The organism is Bradyrhizobium sp. MOS001 (genome assembly GCF_004634465.1).
GTDB lineage: Bacteria > Pseudomonadota > Alphaproteobacteria > Rhizobiales > Xanthobacteraceae > Bradyrhizobium > Bradyrhizobium barranii.
The window spans coordinates 25,653-41,550 of sequence record NZ_SPVJ01000018.1; the positions used below are offsets into that span (position 1 = coordinate 25,653).

15 protein-coding genes are annotated in these 15,898 nt (G+C 65.1%); 11 read left to right on the plus strand and 4 right to left on the minus strand.

Annotation, left to right across the window (positions count from 1 at the left end):
* Position 1: 1 nt before the first annotated feature.
* The 4 genes from CT676_RS22195 (at position 2) to CT676_RS22210 (ending at position 4,451) form a co-directional block, all read left to right on the plus strand.
* Entirely contained in the window at positions 2 to 1,150 is a 1,149-nt protein-coding gene (locus CT676_RS22195) for an HlyD family secretion protein (RefSeq protein WP_085401729.1), read from the plus strand.
* A gap of 83 nt (positions 1,151 to 1,233) precedes the next feature.
* The gene (locus tag CT676_RS22200; protein WP_135215364.1) at positions 1,234 to 2,850 is read left to right on the plus strand and encodes an MDR family MFS transporter; all 1,617 of its coding nucleotides are present in this window, start codon (positions 1,234 to 1,236) and stop codon (positions 2,848 to 2,850) included.
* A gap of 34 nt (positions 2,851 to 2,884) precedes the next feature.
* Entirely contained in the window at positions 2,885 to 3,667 is a 783-nt protein-coding gene (locus CT676_RS22205) for a 3-hydroxybutyrate dehydrogenase (protein ID WP_085401731.1), read from the plus strand.
* A 52-nt stretch (positions 3,668 to 3,719) separates the two neighbouring features.
* A complete protein-coding gene (locus tag CT676_RS22210) occupies positions 3,720 to 4,451 on the plus strand; it encodes a DUF1275 family protein (protein WP_085401732.1) in 732 nt (243 codons plus the stop codon).
* A 63-nt stretch (positions 4,452 to 4,514) separates the two neighbouring features.
* Here CT676_RS22210 and CT676_RS22215 read toward each other — a convergent pair whose 3' ends face one another.
* The 3 genes from CT676_RS22215 to CT676_RS22225 are packed head-to-tail and all read right to left on the minus strand — an operon-like array spanning position 4,515 to position 6,410.
* The gene (locus CT676_RS22215; protein WP_135215396.1) at positions 4,515 to 5,420 is read right to left on the minus strand and encodes a PhzF family phenazine biosynthesis protein; all 906 of its coding nucleotides are present in this window, start codon (positions 5,418 to 5,420) and stop codon (positions 4,515 to 4,517) included.
* Positions 5,365 to 5,547 carry a hypothetical protein gene (locus CT676_RS22220; RefSeq protein ID WP_244623230.1) on the minus strand — a complete coding sequence of 61 codons (183 nt, stop codon included), beginning with the start codon at positions 5,545 to 5,547 and terminating at the stop codon, positions 5,365 to 5,367. The genes CT676_RS22215 and CT676_RS22220 overlap by 56 nt, the downstream gene beginning before the upstream one ends.
* A gap of 23 nt (positions 5,548 to 5,570) precedes the next feature.
* Positions 5,571 to 6,410, minus strand: coding sequence for an AraC family transcriptional regulator (locus tag CT676_RS22225; protein ID WP_085401735.1), 840 nt, complete (start codon positions 6,408 to 6,410; stop codon positions 5,571 to 5,573).
* A gap of 452 nt (positions 6,411 to 6,862) precedes the next feature.
* Here CT676_RS22225 and CT676_RS22230 point away from each other — a divergent pair, with 452 nt between their 5' ends.
* The 7 genes from CT676_RS22230 (at position 6,863) to CT676_RS22260 (ending at position 14,756) form a co-directional block, all read left to right on the plus strand.
* Positions 6,863 to 8,740, plus strand: a complete 1,878-nt coding sequence (locus CT676_RS22230) for a PAS domain-containing sensor histidine kinase (RefSeq protein WP_244623231.1) — start codon at positions 6,863 to 6,865, stop codon at positions 8,738 to 8,740.
* Positions 8,737 to 9,408, plus strand: a complete 672-nt coding sequence (locus tag CT676_RS22235) for a response regulator transcription factor (RefSeq protein WP_038944749.1) — start codon at positions 8,737 to 8,739, stop codon at positions 9,406 to 9,408. Before CT676_RS22230 ends, CT676_RS22235 begins: the two co-directional genes overlap by 4 nt.
* A gap of 100 nt (positions 9,409 to 9,508) precedes the next feature.
* Entirely contained in the window at positions 9,509 to 9,889 is a 381-nt protein-coding gene (locus CT676_RS22240; protein WP_038955794.1) for a response regulator, read from the plus strand.
* A 153-nt stretch (positions 9,890 to 10,042) separates the two neighbouring features.
* Positions 10,043 to 11,944 carry an FUSC family protein gene (locus CT676_RS22245; protein WP_135215366.1) on the plus strand — a complete coding sequence of 634 codons (1,902 nt, stop codon included), beginning with the start codon at positions 10,043 to 10,045 and terminating at the stop codon, positions 11,942 to 11,944.
* On the plus strand, positions 11,941 to 12,144 hold the full coding sequence (locus CT676_RS22250) for a DUF1656 domain-containing protein (RefSeq protein ID WP_028155834.1): 204 nt from the start codon (positions 11,941 to 11,943) through the stop codon (positions 12,142 to 12,144). The genes CT676_RS22245 and CT676_RS22250 overlap by 4 nt, the downstream gene beginning before the upstream one ends.
* 10 nt (positions 12,145 to 12,154) lie before the next feature.
* Complete coding sequence (locus tag CT676_RS22255) at positions 12,155 to 13,453, plus strand: HlyD family secretion protein (protein WP_085401738.1); 1,299 nt, start codon at positions 12,155 to 12,157, stop codon at positions 13,451 to 13,453.
* A 256-nt stretch (positions 13,454 to 13,709) separates the two neighbouring features.
* On the plus strand, positions 13,710 to 14,756 hold the full coding sequence (locus CT676_RS22260; RefSeq protein WP_063986513.1) for an AraC family transcriptional regulator: 1,047 nt from the start codon (positions 13,710 to 13,712) through the stop codon (positions 14,754 to 14,756).
* A 195-nt stretch (positions 14,757 to 14,951) separates the two neighbouring features.
* On the opposite strand, the gene CT676_RS22265 is transcribed toward CT676_RS22260, so the two are convergent.
* Positions 14,952 to 15,890 (minus strand): malonate decarboxylase subunit epsilon, encoded by a 939-nt coding sequence (locus CT676_RS22265; protein WP_085401739.1) that lies wholly within the window; start codon positions 15,888 to 15,890, stop codon positions 14,952 to 14,954.
* Positions 15,891 to 15,898 lie beyond the last annotated feature (8 nt).

The following is a 15,898-nucleotide window of genomic DNA, read 5'->3' on the forward strand; positions in this document are numbered from 1 at the left end:
CATGTCTTCCATTCCCTATGCTCCCGAGCAGGACGCCAAAGCCAGCCTTCGGCCGTCCGGGCAGGCGATCAGGCGGGCCGCCCTCGCCTTGGCACTGGCCCTGGGCGTCGTCGCCGCAGCCGAGTTCGGCCACCACTATCTCACCATCGGCCGCTATCTGGAGACCACGGACGACGCCTACGTGAAGGCGGATTCCACGATCATCTCGCCGAAAGTGTCGGGCTATATCGCGCAGGTCCTGGTCGGCGACAACGAAATGGTGAAGGCCGGCCAGTTGCTGGCAAAGATCGACGATCGCGATTTCCGCGCCGCGCTCGATCAGGCCGGCGCTGACGTCGCCGCATCCGACGCCGCTGTCCGCAATCTCGATGCACAGCTTGCCCTGCAGCAGCCGATCATCGAGCAAGGCACGGCCGATGTCGCGGCCGCCACGGCCAATCTGAACTTCGCGCAGGAAGAGCAGGCCCGATACGACGGGCTGATGAAGACGGGCTCCGGTACGGTGCAGCGCGCGCAGCAGACCGACGCGGCACTGCGCGCCGCCGCCGCGCAATTGCAGCACGCCAAGTCGGGCCTGCTCGCGGCCGAGCGCAAGGTCGACGTGCTCTCCACCGAACGCGCCAGGGCAGTCGCGCAGCGCGACCGCGCCCGCGCGGTCGAGCAGCAGGCGGCATTGAACCTCTCCTACACCGGCATCATCGCGCCGGTCGACGGCACCGTCGGTGCGCGCTCGCTCCGGGTCGGGCAATTCGTCCAGGCCGGTACGCAGTTGATGGCCGTCGTCCCGCTCGATGCCGTGTACATCGTCGCCAATTTCAAGGAAACCCAGCTCACCCATGTGCGCGGTGGCCAGCCCGTCGAGCTGACCATCGACAGCTTCCGCGGCACCAGACTGCAGGGCCATGTCGACAGCCTGTCCCCGGCAAGCGGCCTGGAGTTCGCGCTGCTGCCGCCCGACAACGCGACCGGCAACTTCACCAAGATCGTCCAGCGCATGCCGGTGAAAATCGTCCTCGACGACCGCAGCCTGACCGGCCTGCTCCGTCCCGGCATGTCGGCCGAGCCGACCATCAACACCAGATCGGCGGCGATCGCCGAACGCGAAAGCAAAAAGCGTCTCGCATCGCAGCGCCCCGAGCCTCGCAGTTGAATGAACACGCGTCCCTGGCGGTTGTCTCCTCCCGGACAGTCCGCTCAGGCAATGCTTCTCTCGCAAGCGACGAGCAGACAACCATGACCACACTGCAACCGGCCATCGATGCCGTGCCCGCCGGCGAAGACGAGCGGTCCGTCATCACACCGACTCCGGCGGTCTCCGCCAAGACCTGGATCGCCATCGCCGGCGCCACGCTCGGCGCCTTCATGGCGGTGCTCAACATCCAGATCGTCAACGCTTCGCTGGCTGACATCCAGGGCGCGATCGGAGCCGGTATCGATGATGGCGGCTGGATCTCGACCTCCTACCTGATCGCCGAGATTGTGGTGATCCCGCTGTCCGGCTGGCTCGCGCAGGCGTTCTCGATCCGCATCTATCTCCTGACCAATGCGACGTTGTTCCTGGTGTTCTCGGCGGCCTGCGCGCTGGCGCAAAACCTGTCGCAGATGATCGTGTTGCGCGCCGTTCAGGGCTTTACCGGTGGCGTGCTGATCCCGATGGCGTTCACGCTCATCATCACGCTGCTGCCAAAGGCGAAGCAGCCGATCGGGCTGGCGCTGTTTGCGATCTCCGCGACCTTTGCGCCCGCGATTGGGCCGACCATCGGCGGCTATCTCACCGAGAACTGGGGCTGGCAGTACATCTTCTACGTCAACCTGGTGCCGGGCGCGGTCATGATCGGCTTGCTGTTCGTCTCGCTCGAGTCGCAACCGATGAAGCTGTCGCTGCTGCGCGAGGGCGATTGGGCCGGGATCGCCACCATGGCGATCGGTCTCGCCGCGCTGCAGACCGTGCTCGAGGAAGGCAACAAGGACGACTGGTTCGGCTCGCCGTTCATCGTCAAGCTGTCGATTGTCGCGGCGATCGCGCTGTCGGCCTTCCTGTGGATCGAGCTGGCGGCCAGGAAGCCGCTGCTGAACCTCCGCCTCCTGGCGCGTCGCAATTTCGGCTTCGGTATCCTCGCCAATTTCCTGCTCGGCATCGCGCTCTACGGCTCGGTCTTCATCCTGCCGGTCTATCTATCGCGCATCCAGGGCTACAACGCCGAGCAGATCGGCATGGTGCTGGCGTGGACCGGGCTGCCGCAGCTGTTGCTGATCCCGCTGGTGCCGCAACTGTTACGGCGCTTCGACGCGCGGCTCATCATCGGTGTCGGCTTTGCGCTGTTCGCAGCCTCCAACTTCATGAACATCTCGATGACCAACGACTACGCCACCGACCAGCTCTTCTGGCCGAACGTCGTCCGCGCCTTCGGTCAGGCACTGGTGTTCGCCCCGCTGTCCGCTGTCGCGACATCGGGCATCGAGGCGGAGAACGCGGGTTCGGCCTCGGGCCTGTTCAACATGATGCGTAACCTCGGCGGCGCCGTCGGCATCGCGCTGCTGCAGACGCTGCTCACCAAGCGCGAGCAATATCACTCCAACGTGCTGACGCAGTCGGTCTCGCTGCTGGAGCAGGCCACACAAGCCAGGCTCGAGAAGCTGACGCAGTATTTCATGAACCACGGCGTGACCGATCGCATCGACGCCGCTCACCGCGCCTATGTCGCGATCGGCAAGATCGTGCAGAAGCAGGCTTTCATCCTGGCTTTCGGCGACATGTTCTACCTGCTCGGTGTCGCGCTGATCGTCGCACTCGCCGCCTCCATGATGCTGAAGAAGCCCGGCCAGATCGAGGCCGGCGGGACCCACTAGTCCCCCACCCCACCTGACGTCGAAAGGAACTCCCATGTTGAAGGATAAGGTCGCTATCGTCACCGGATCGACCAGCGGTATCGGGCTCGGAATCGCCAGAGAGTTGGCTAGGCTCCGCGTCAACCTCGTGTTGAACGGCTTCGGCGACCCCGGCGAGATCGAAGCCATCCGCAGCGGGATCGAGCGCGAGCACGGCGTGCGCGTAGTCTACGATGGCGCTGATATGTCGAAGGGCGATGCCGTGCGCCGATTGATCGCCGCGACAATCGAGACGTTCGGACGCCTCGACATCCTCGTGAACAATGCCGGCATCCAGTTCACCGCGCCGGTGGAAGAATTTCCGTCGGCCAAGTGGCATGCGATCCTGGACATCAACCTGTCGGCCGCGTTTCACGGCATCGCGGCGGCAGTGCCCCAGATGAAGAAGCAGCACTGGGGCCGGATCGTCAACATCGCCTCAACCCACGGCCTCGTCGCTTCGACGCACAAGGCGGCCTACGTCGCCGCCAAGCACGGGTTGATCGGCCTGACCAAGGTGGTTGGCCTGGAGACCGCCGGCAGCGGCGTGACCTGCAACGCAGTCTGTCCCGGCTGGGTGCGGACGCCCTTGGTCGAAAAGCAGATCAGCGACATCGCCGCAGAGAAAAACATCAGTCAAAAGGACGCCGCCAAGGCACTCCTGGGCGAGAAACAACCGTCATCCGAGTTCGTCTCTCCGGAGCAGCTTGGAGGCACCGTGGCCTTCCTGTGCTCGCCTGCGGCGGACCAGATCACGGGCACCGCGATCGCGGTCGATGGCGGATGGACGGCACAGTAGCCGGCGGTCAGTGAGCGGCCCATGCGAACGGCCAGCATCGGAGTAGCCAAAGATGTCCCTGCTCGCCAGAGACCTCATCGTGCTGCAAAGGTCCGCGGATTCAGCGGATGACGCAGCGGAGCTGTCGCGCCTGGAGGCGCGGCTGCCACCGCTGCTCAGCATCATCGCCGGAATGGTCGACTTCACCGGCTTCTTCACGCTGGGTCATATCTTCACGGCTCACGTGACCGGCAATATCGTGCTGGCCGCCGTCGTTGCCATCGATGGCGGCTCGTTTCATTGGGCACAGTTGTTGGCGATTCCCGTCTTCATGCTGACCCTGGCGACCGTCTGGCTGATCGCCCAAGCTTCCGGCCGGCACGGTTCGAGCCTGGCGCGACTGTTGCTTCGGGTTCAGTTCCTCGTGCTGGCCGCGTTGTTGATCTTCAGCGTCATCACAAGGCCGTCTGCCGATGCGGCTGGATCCCGGGCCGGCGCGGCCGCGATGATCGCCGTGTCGGCCATGGCCTGCCAGTACGCGCTCCTTCGCCTCGCTCTGCCGGGCGCGATCTCGACGGCGGTGATGACCGGCAATCTGGCCAATGCCGTCTTGTCGGCGATGGACCTGCTCGCTCCACGCACCCCTCTGCTGCCGCATGATTCAACGCCGCTGGGTCGCTCGCTCCATCGCTTGCTCGGCTTCATCTTCGGCTGTGTCGCCGCCGCGGCGGCTGTTTCAGTACTGGGAGACTGGGCCTGGTCCCTTCCGGCAGCCTTGTCTGCCGTCGCGGTCGCGGTGCGTTAGCGGGTCTGACTCAATATGCATACCGCAGCCGAAGCGCGGCATGATCGACCATCGACCTGTGGCTTAATCGGCAATCCTGCCATCCACGCACGTAACGCAAGCGCCGCCAACGCTGATCTCGCCGTCCGCTTCGATCGCCAAGGCGATGCGGCCATCGCGCCCGACGCAGCGCCCCTGCGCCGCCGTGTAGCTCGTCCCGGCCTTGAGGAGACCGCGGTCGCGATGGAACACGGCGATGGCGCCGTTTCCACTGCCGCATACCGGGTCCTCCTCGACGCCGCATGATGGTGCAAAAGAACGCACCTCGATAGCCGCCTCGCCATCAGCGTGACGGCCAAAAAGCGAGAGCCCGGTCACACCGAGCCGCTTCTCGAAGGCAGCCGAGCGCCGGAAGTCTGGGGTCAGCGCGAGCACACTGTCCGCGTCGGCAAGTTGCGCGACGACCCAGACGGCCCCGACATCCACGATCGCTGGAGCCACCTCGCGAACGATCCGATGCCCGATGACTGCCTCCAATTCGTCGACGTCTTCGGCTGAAAGAGCCGTGACCTTCGCCGGCGGCAACGCAAGCGTCAGACGCCTCTCCGCGCCGTCGCCCTCCACGGCAATCCGCACCAGCCCGACACCGCATTCCTGGACGAGACGACCGCCCCGGGGCATCACGCGGCCTGCCTCCAACACGGCATGGGCGCTGCCGAGCGTCGGATGCCCGGCAAACGGCAGTTCGCTGCGGGGGGTAAAAATGCGCAGGCGGTAGTCCGCCTCGGAACTCGTGGGCGGCAAGAGAAATGTCGTTTCCGACAGGTTCGTCCAGCGGGCAATTGCCTGCATTTCGGCCGTCGCCAGCCCCTCGGCATCACTTTGCCATCGCAGTGTTAACGCTTGACCTGCCCCGCTTGTAAAGGGCTCGAGGCTATCGCGCGAGCACCGTGACGATGGTTCGGCAGAAATCGAAAATGAACCGGCCATAGAGAGCGCCGGATCCCGGATCTGAAGATGCCAGGCGATAGGAGTTACCGAGAGCACGGGCGATCTCCAGCACGCCCGTGACTTCATGGTGCGTCATAGCCAGGTGAATGCCGGCCAGCGGCAGCATCAGGGCCTCAATGCCAACACTGCTCATGACGGCCCAACTTCGGCGCGAGGCAGCGGCAGGAATTGCGCAAGGTAGGCGCTCCTCCATTGATAAGGCGTATCGCCGGCGAAACGCTTGAATACCGTCGTGAAATGCGCCTGGGTCTGGAATCCGACGGTCAAGGCAACGTCGACCAGCGAGACGTCGGCGCGCCTCAGCAGTTCCTGGGCGCGTTCGATCCGCCGCTTCAGCAGAAAGTCGTGAGGCCGCATGCCGACGGCCGCGCGGAACTGCGCGGCAAAGTGCATGCGGCTGAGGCCGGCGACCGCCGCCAGATGCTGCAAGGTGATCTTGCCAGCCAAATTCTCGTCGACATATTGCAGCACGCGCTTCAGGCGCCATTTTTGCAATGACCGCACAGACCGGCACCGCTCGTCGGCCTGATGGGTCTCGTTGCGCGCGACGGCCGTCGGCCGGCTGGCTCTGCGGGTCAGGATGGCAAGACGCAAGGCGTCCGCAAGGATGGCGGAGTGAGGATGATGGGCCGCTTCGGTTGCCGCGAGCGCATCGGAGAGGCTTCGCATCACCGGGTCCGGGAACTCGCCTGCACCGGCCTCCCGATCGGTCTCGACGGAAATGCGCGCGAGGCGTTTCGCCGATACCCTGAAGCTGGGCCCGTCGCCGGCGCATCTCCGCACGCCCGGCGGGGGCGTCTCGATGGCCAGGGCCACATCGAGGTGAACGAGGGACAGCGTCATCGCCTTTTCGCCGGCGCGATCGGGACGTTCCGCAAGCCCGGACTGGCAACCATCGATGGCCGAGACGCCGATCGAGCCGACGACATGATCCTTCGCGCCTAGCGGGTGTGACATCTGTAGCGACATCGTCGAACTCCTTGTCCCATTTTCGATCCGGCGAGACCCAATGGCTCGTCCGAATGTGGGAGCAGAGTAGTTCGGCGGTCCCCGCGCTCCATTCTACGCGCGGGTGCACCGGATAGGTTCTCGGGTTGATCGCGTCATACCTAGGTATGACCGTGGCGTCGCCGGCCGCGCGGACGTCCCGTTCGCCGCGATGGCGGAACTGGTCTCGCCCTGCGGTATGTTGACGCGCTCGCCAATGGTCGGAAACTCACGCAAAACCCCGTTTTTGCCGGGGAATGTGCCTCATCGGCACGCGCGCGGGATCGAACCGCGGCAACGTCTTTCAAGAGAGCACGAAAATCATGTTGCCGCATGTTGTCGGCCCGATCAAATCGCGGCATCAACGTGACCGAAAATGAGCAGAGCGACCACCAGCGACGATGACCAGTCTTGATCGGGCCACGGGTTCATCGATGAGCCGCGCCGGCTTGCGGTTCTGGTCTGCCGTCCTCGCTTTCGCGGTTTTCCTGGTCGATGTGCTGACGCCGCTCGAGGGCGCGGTCGCAGTTCTCTACGTCGTTGCGATCCTGCTCGCGGCGAGGACGCACCGGCGTAACGACATCATCGCCGCCGCTGTCGGCTGCAGCGTCCTGACCATAACCGCCTATCTACTGTCGCACGATCTGGAGGCGATCGCCTCGCCTGCCCTTCGTGCGCTGGTGAGCCTCGCAGCCATCGGAATCACGACCTTGCTGGCGCTCCAGAATCAGGCGGCGACGAAGCGCCTCGCGGCGCAGGCGCGCCTGCTCAATCTCTCGCATGACATGATCTTCGTCAGGGATCGCGGCGGCGTGATCAGTTTCTGGAACAGGGCCGCGGAACACGCCTACGGCTGGTCGGCCGACGAGGCGGTCGGGCAACTCGCCGACGCGCTGCTGAGAACCAAATATCCCGACCGGCGAGAGGCCATCGAGGCCGGCCTGCTCGACATCGGCCGATGGGAAGGCAGGCTGGAGCAGCGGACGAAGGCCGGCGGCGCACTCACCGTCGATGCAAGATGGGCGCTCCAGCACGACCATCTCGGCAAACCCGTTGGAGTCCTTGAAACCCACACCGACGTCACGGACCGCGTCGCGGCACATAACGCGCTGGTGCAGAGCGAGCAGCGATACCGCCGGATGTTCGACGCAAGCCGGGTCGGCATCGTCGAGGAGGATTGGAGCGCAGTGCGGACCGCGCTGAATTCGCTGGAGACCGGAGGCGCCACGTTGCGGGACTACCTTGCACGAAATCCTGAATTCGTGCGGCATGTCCGCCGCCTCGCCAGAATTACCGACGTCAATCCGGCCCTCCAGAAGATGGCGGGAGCAAGCGACTCTGCGGCCTTCATCGCGAACGTGGACAGGCTTCTGGACGAGAACCACCGCCGTTTCCTCGGCGCGCTGATCGCATTCGCGGAAGGAGAGCGGTTCCACGAAGGCGAGACCGATTTCGTGAGTCTCGACGGACGCAAGGTTCCCGTCATGTTTACGATCACCTTTCCGGCCGAGCCCGACGGAGATCGCAACGTGCTCGCCTTCGTCATCGACATCACCGAGCGCAAGCAGGCACAGGATGCGCTGCTCGCGGCGCAGGCGGAGCTGGCGCATGCCGCGCGCGTCGCCACCCTCGGCGAGCTCAGCGCGTCCATTGCCCACGAGGTGAATCAGCCTCTGGCAGCGATCGTCACCAGCGGCGAGGCTGGCTTGCGGTGGCTGCGCCGCGACGTGCCCGATCTCAAGGAGGTTGCGGCGACGATCGGTCACGTCGTTGCTCAGGGCCGCCGCGCCAGCGAGATCGTGACCCGCATCCGGACTTTCCTGAAGAAGGCCCCTACCCAGCAGGATCTGCTGCAGATCGACGAGATCATCGAGGAAGCGACCCTCCTGGTCGCGCGCGAGCTCGTCAAGGACGACGTCACCCTCATCGTCGAGACGGAGCATGGCCTGCCGCCGGTTCGCGGCGACCGGATCCAGCTTCAGCAGGTCCTGGTCAATCTTCTGATCAATGCCGGCCAGGCCATGTCAGGCCGGCCTGGTTCCCGCACCGTTACGCTGCGCGCCGGAACCGTGGACGGCGAAAACCTCGCCATCACGGTCGAGGACAGCGGCCCGGGCATCCAGCCGGACGACCTGCCGCGCCTGTTTGATCCGTTCTTCACCACCAAGGGCGGCGGCATGGGCATGGGACTTGCGATCTGCCGAACGACGGTGGAAGCTCACGGCGGCCGATTGTCCGTGGAGAGCTCTCCGGGCTCGGGCGCGACATTCCACCTGACACTGCCATTTAGCCAAGAACACGCCTTGCCATGACACGACCAAACCAAGTGCAACCGCCGGCCCAATCCTCCAGTTCAGTCGTCATCATCGTTGATGACGACGCGAGCATTCGTGCCTCGCTCGACAGCCTGTTCCGATCCGTCGGCCTCGAGACACGCCTGTTCGGCTCACCGGCCGAGCTGCTTGGCGGCGTCATGCCCGACAAACCGGCCTGCATCGTGCTGGACGTCCGGCTCCCGGGCGTGAGCGGCCTCGATCTCCAGGGGCAACTGACCCGCCAGGGCATCAGATATCCAATCATCTTCATGACCGGTCATGGGGACATTCCAATGTCGGTGCGCGCCATGAAGGCTGGCGCCGTGGATTTCCTGTCCAAGCCGTTTCGCGATCAGGACATGCTCGATGCAGTGACGGCAGCGCTCGAGCGCGATGCGCAGCGCCGTGCGGAAGCCGCGACGAAGGAGGATATCCGGATCCAGTATGAGAGCCTGACGGCGCGCGAGCGCGAGGTGATGGGCCATGTGACCGCCGGCTTGATGAACAAGCAGGTGGCAGGCCTGATCGGCCTCAGCGAGATCACCGTCAAGATCCACCGCGGCAACGTCATGCGCAAGATGGAGGTCCGGTCGCTGGCCGACCTCGTTCGCAAGGCCGAAGCGCTCGGGATTTCCCAGAACCGAAAGACTACGGACCAAACCTGAGTATAATTCCGGCGGGACTGCCGCACGGTGCATAAGGCCCCATCGGCCGCCCAATGGGAGATATCCTCCCTGCGGAACACAGCGGTCAGGATGTGTGCCAATGGCCAAAACCCCGGTGATTGCGATCGTGGACGACGACGAAGGCGTGCGCGCGTCGCTGGCGAGCCTCGTGCGTTCGCTCGGCTATGAAGCCCACGCCTACGAGTCCGGCGTCGCCTTCCTGCGGGAACCGGCGGGAGAAGATCCGGCCTGCATGATCGCCGACGTTCAGATGCCGGTCATTACCGGCGATGAATTGCAGGCTCGCCTGGTTGCCTCCGGCCGCCATTTCCCGATCATTTTCATGACCGCTTTCCCGAGCGAACCCGTGCGCCAGCGCGTCATGGCGGCTGGCGCGCATTGCTATCTCGGCAAGCCATCCAGCGGCGACGAGATCATCCGCCGCCTCGAAGAGGCCCTGGCGGGCCACGCGCCGCAATAGTCGGGCCCCGGCTCGGGCAAACTGCGCCTTCCCGGCGTGCGTTCCCGAAAGCAGGTTGATGGACCGAAAATACCGGCCGGCACAGCTCATGCTCCCCTTTGATTTCGCGACGCCGGCAGGCCGCATGCTTTGCCGCGCATGGAGGGAGCATAATTGCCAGGTGACGCCACCAGCGCTGCCGATGACATCCGCCCGCGGGTCTTCGCCGGCTTCCCGGTGAGTTCCTGGGCGTTCGCGCTGCGCGTCCTGCTGGCAATGCTCCTCGCACTCTATGTGAGCTTCTGGCTCGAACTCGAATCCCCCTCGTCGGCAGCCGTCACCGTGGCAATCCTGGCGCTGCCCACGCGCGCGCAGGGCATGGAAAAGGCGGGCTATCGGCTGCTCGCAACCGCCATCGGCGTGATCGCATCGATCGCCATCGCCGGCACCTTTTCCCAAACCGGCGCGCTGCTGCCCGCAGTGTTGGGGATCTGGGTCGGACTTTGCGTCTACGTCGCCGGGATGCTGGACGGCAATCGCGCTTATGCGGCGGCTCTCAGCTGCATCACCGTTGCCCTGATTGCCATCCAACAGATCGACAGCCCGTTGCAAGTGTTTCCGACCGGCGTCGCCCGGGGCGCCGCCATCGCCATCGGCGTCCTCGCGGTCGCTCTGGTCAACGAGGTGCTCGCCGCGCCGGACTATCATCCGGTTCTGGCGAACCGCCTCGAAACACTGCATCACCGGGTCACGGAGTTCGCGCAACGCGCCGTCCGCGGTGAAGCCTCATCCGCGACGGCTGCTGCGGACATGTTGCGCGATGTCGCGGCCCTGCATCCGGAGATCGCGAGCCTCGTCACGGAGTCGATCAGCGGCCCGGCCAGAACCGCAGCCGCACGCTCCGCGATGGTGGGCCTCGTGAGCGAGCTCGCGCTCGCCCGCACGCTTGCCGCGCTGCCGGCCGCATCCGCGACGTCCCGGGACGACCGAGACCCCGGCGCCTCCGGCCTGATCGCGATCTGCCGGACCAATCTGCGCGACGAGATCATCCGCAGGAATGCAGACGTGCGCGAAAGTCTCGAGGCACTGCGGGCCGGGAACTATCCACTCCGGCAATGGCGCGCGCCGCTTTACCGCTCGCCTCGCATTGCGGCGGAAGCCGGCGTCAGGGCCGCGATCCACTTCATCCTCATTGCAATCATCTTCGTGATGGCGGGATGGCCGACCACCGCGCTCTGCCTCTCGCTTGCCGCAGTGATCATCGGCCTGAGTGCGACGGCTCCGGATCCGCGCGCCTTCACGACACTGGCGGTCTTTGCCATGCCGATCGCATGCCTGCTCGCCGGCATCCTGAAATACCTCGTCTTCAACGGCGTATCCGAGTTTCAACTGCTGGCGATCGGCCTTGCGCCTCTCGTGATCGGCGCAGCGCTGCTGATCACGCTGCCGAGCGGCATCCTGCCGCCGCTCGGCCGGCTCTCCCTCGTATTCACGCTTGTCATTCTCGCACCGAGCAATCCGCAGAGCTACGACCCCGACGTATTCCTTGTGACGTGTCTATTTGCCCAGCTTTCCTCGGTTCTGGTCTTCGCAGCGCAGCTCCTGCTGCCGTCCTTGTCCGGCGAACGGAGGATCCGGCTGCTGCTGGACGAGGCCCATCGCGAGCTGAGCCGCCTCGATTCCGGGCGAGCCCGGCATCTCGCGCCGGAGGAAGCCGCGTTTCGCGATGCCGCCCGGATCGAGCAGATCCTGACGACGAACGGCGCCACGGCACCTCCCCCGCGGGTCGTCGCGGAAGCGCTGCGCTGCTTCGACGAGGCCGTGGTGCTGCGACGGTGCCATGCCGAACTGGACCGCCTGGCCGAGACCTCACTCGGCGACGCGGCGCGCGCCGCGCGAGCCGCGCTCACCCTACGCGATGGAGGCGCAATCCTGACTGCCGCCGAGGCGCTGCGCCAGACGGCTGCCCGAAGCAACCTGTCTGTCGATCCGGTGCTCGCCGCGCTCGTTCCGGCCAGCATCGTCCTCGAACCATGGCAGGGTTTCGCCGGTTCCGGCCAGGGGACGCATCCGTGACGAATACTTATCGTGAACTCGTCGTGGGCGGCGTGCTGATCGCCCCGATCGTGTCCTATGCGGCCACGGCGCTGCTCGCATTCCTGCTGCTCCGCCCGGTGCTGCGCTTCGTGGGATTTACAAGAATCTTCAGCAACCCGTCGCTGGCCGAGCTCTGCCTCTACGTGTCGATCTTCGGCCTGCTCGCGCTCTTTTGCTAGGGAGAAAGTCATGGACGCGGCTCTGCCTCGAGATGCGGCCTTTCCGCCCCACCCCGAATCTTCAGCCGAAGCACGGGCGGACGCAGCCGACGCCGTCGCGTGTTCCAGCCCGACGGAGGCCGCGGCGCGCGCGACCAGCGACCGCGCCGCGAACGATGGCGAAGCTTCCCGGCAGGCGACGTCATTGACGCGGTCGCTGCGCAAGGCCGCCGGGCGTTTCATGGCTGGCGTCGGCAAGCATTTTGCCACCCTTGCCATCGCCCTGGTCGCTATTCTGATATCGGTTGCAACCTGGCAGCACTATGTCACCGCGCCCTGGACGCGCAATGGCAGCGTGCGCGTGCAGGTCGCCAATGTCGCGCCGCAGATCGCAGGCAAAATCGTGGAGCTGCGGGTGGCCGACAACCAGTTCGTCCACAAGGGTGACGTGCTCTACGTCATCGATCCCTTCGACTTCGACGTAGCCGTCCGCATCGGCAAGGCCCTCGTCGACCAGCGAGCGGCGGACCTCGAGGTGAAGCAGGCCGAGTCCGACCGGCGCCGGCGTCTGTCCGACCTCGCGACGACGCCAGAGGAGCAGCAGATCTTCGCCGGCAATGCCTCGCAGGCGAAGGCCGCCTACGCAGCGGCCGCTCACCAGCTTGCACAGGCGGAATTGAACTTGAAGCGCACCAATGTGCTCAGCCCCGTCGACGGCTATGTCACCAATCTCCTGCTACGTGTCGGCGACTATGCGCTGACCGGCGTCACCAACGTCTCCATCATCGATTCCAACAGCTTCTGGATCGACGGTTATTTCGAGGAAACCAAGATGGCGCATGTCTGCGTCGGCGATCGCGTCGAGGCACAGCTCATCGGTTACTCCAAGCCGATCCTGGGACATGTGAAAACCGTGACCCGCGGCATCAGCCCGTCAAACGCCGCGGCGGGCACGCAAGGTCTGCCCAACGTGGACCCGATCTACACCTGGGTGCGGCTTGCACAGCGCATACCGGTTCGTGTCGCCATCGACACGGTGCCGCCGGGCGTGCCGTTGGTCTCCGGCATGACGGCCACGGTGACGATCCGGCAGCCCGATGCGGTCGATCGCCAGACCTGGCCTCATCGGCTCCGCACGACCTTCGTGGACCCAATGTTCGATGTGTTCGGCGCAGGAGATCCGCCGCGACCCAACTGCCTCCAATCCCCATCCCAGCAGCCTCCCGAGGTGACGGCGCTTCCCTACGCGCGGGTGCCCGCAATTCCGCCGGCGGAGAAGATCGCGCCCGGACTCACCCCCGGCATCGATGCCTCGCCACGCCTTCCCTGAATCCGGTCAGATCGCCCGACCTGAAGAGAGCTGCATCGCGCCGCAACATCGGAGCTCACAGCGCAGGCCTTTGATTCTTCTTGCTTAATTCGGAGTTTCGCGACGTTCCGACGCACCTGCAGCTTTCGCAAAATCTAACACGATTTCAGCAACGCTAACGGGCCTTGTGGCGGCATCAGACATATCGTTCGAGCGTCAACCAATGGCATTCAGCAGCCGTCACCGCGGCAGCGGAATCCAAAAGACGGGACGAACGATGCTCACCGATATGCAAGCGGCCGGCGCCCGATTGACACATCAACCCGGCGCCCGCGAACCGGATTTCTCTCAGGGGGCACGCGCATTCCCCCACGAACGAAAATGGCGCCAGCCCGAGCAACGCGCGGGCGTCGCGCGCGAGGACATCACGATCTCGCGCTTTACCTATGCGCAGACGGCCGTCAGGCGCGAGGATGCAACGACGCCTCCCGACCGGTACTTCTTCTCGATCGCCCTGAAGAGCACACGTCTCAAGCTGACCAGAGGCAGTCAGACCATTTTCGACGGCGCCATGCCGGCAGGCACACTCTATGTCGGCGCGCCGTCGAAGCCGCTCCGCGCGCAGTTTCTTGCGCCGTGCGATTTCCTGCACTTCCACATCTCGGCCAATTGCTTTCCATCTCCACAGCAGGGAACGGAGCCGCTCGCGCCCGAATGCCTGAACGATCTCCTTCTGTTGCGCGACCCGTTCGCCGAGCAGCTCGCAAAGGCGCTGACCGAACAAGGCCATTCGGCCGATCGCGAATTTGCGTGCTGCATCGCCCAGACGCTGGTGATGCACGTCGCTCGGCGCGAGCCCCCGCGTACGAAAGTCAACGCCTTGCCGAAATGGCGGCTCCGACGCGTCGAGGAGTATGTCAGGGCGCGCTTCGACCACTCCATCAGCCTGTCCGACCTCGCCGGCGTCGCGGGATTGTCCCGGATGCACTTCGCAGCGCAGTTTCGCGCCGCGACTGGATACCGGCCGCGCGAGTATCTCCTGCAACAGCGCATCGAGCATGCAAAATCTCTCCTGTCGAATACCGAGACGCCGCTGGTCGAGGCGGCGCTGGCCGTCGGTTTCTGCACGCAGGCGCATTTCTCGACCGTCTTCAAACGTCTGACAGGCGACACGCCGGCACGTTGGCGGTGCACCAGCCGGAACGCATTGGCGTCACCCAGGCTCGCTGAATGCGACCCGGTTCCGTCACGCGAGCCGGTGTCTCATGTCCTGCCGGCGGACCTCCGTGAATCATGCGAAATGAGAAACAGCGTGGGGACGTGAAATACTTTGCACGCGGGATCGGCGATGTTGGCAATGTTAGTGACTGAGACCCCCAAGTCACGGCTCGAGCCTTCTCCTCCCAGGCATGCGAGCATTGGGCCGTCCTCCCCACAAGGACGGCCCCTTTTTTTGCCGCGCCGCACGTCGATCCGGAGCGCGCCGTCCGTCCGATTCCGGAACGAAGCTGTTGCCATTTCAGTCGCTGAGATGCCGCGCAAGCCAGTTGCGCACGCCCTGAAGACTCCTGAAATCATCCAGCGACCGCACCGGAAGGCCGGGCTCGATGCTCGCAACCATCCGGCTCAGTGCATGTCCAGGTCCAAATTCGAGAAATGCCGTGGCACCCGCTTCGAGACAGCTTTGCAGGCAATTTCCCCACTGCACGGTTTGCGAGATCTGCGCGGCGAGCTTGTCGTGGCCCGTCTCGGCGGAGACGACCGAACCGCCATCGATGCCGCTCAGGATGCGCGCACCGGCGGCCGACGGGAACGCCACCGGCGCCGACCGCAAGACTTCGCGAAACACGACCGACGCCTCGGCGAGCCGTCCGGTGTGGGAGGCAACCCGAACCGGCAGATCGACGATCCTTGTGGCGCGCATCGCCCTCGCCTCTCCGGCAATCCCGTTCAATGCCTCCCGGCCACCGCCGACCACGAAGGCATCGCCTGGATTGACGATGGCGATCGCCGCGCCGTGGCGCTCGCAAAGGCGGGTCATATCGTCATGTGAAAGACCACGGACAAAGATCAGCCCGTCACCGGCGCAGGTGGCGGCGTCCATCGCTTCCGCGCGGCGCACCGCGAGGTCAAGCGTGAGGACCGGTTCGAACAAATCTCCCACGCCCCATGCCGCCACCTCACCGACGCTGTAGCCTGCGATGATGGCGCCATGTGGAATGATGTCCCTGAGCCCGGCAGCGGCGGCCAGTGCCTGCAACGTGCATAGAATCTGGCCGGACCGGTTGCGATGCAGAGCCTCGTCAGATTCGCTGCGCACGAAATCGCGCGGATCCCTGCCGCCCAGCAACGTTGCCGCGTGTGCAAACAGGTGCGTCGCTTCCGGCGCATCGCCCGTCAGGGCGAACATGTCCCGATGCTGTCCGCCTTGTCCCGAGCACAGGATCGCAAGTGTCATGATCGCCG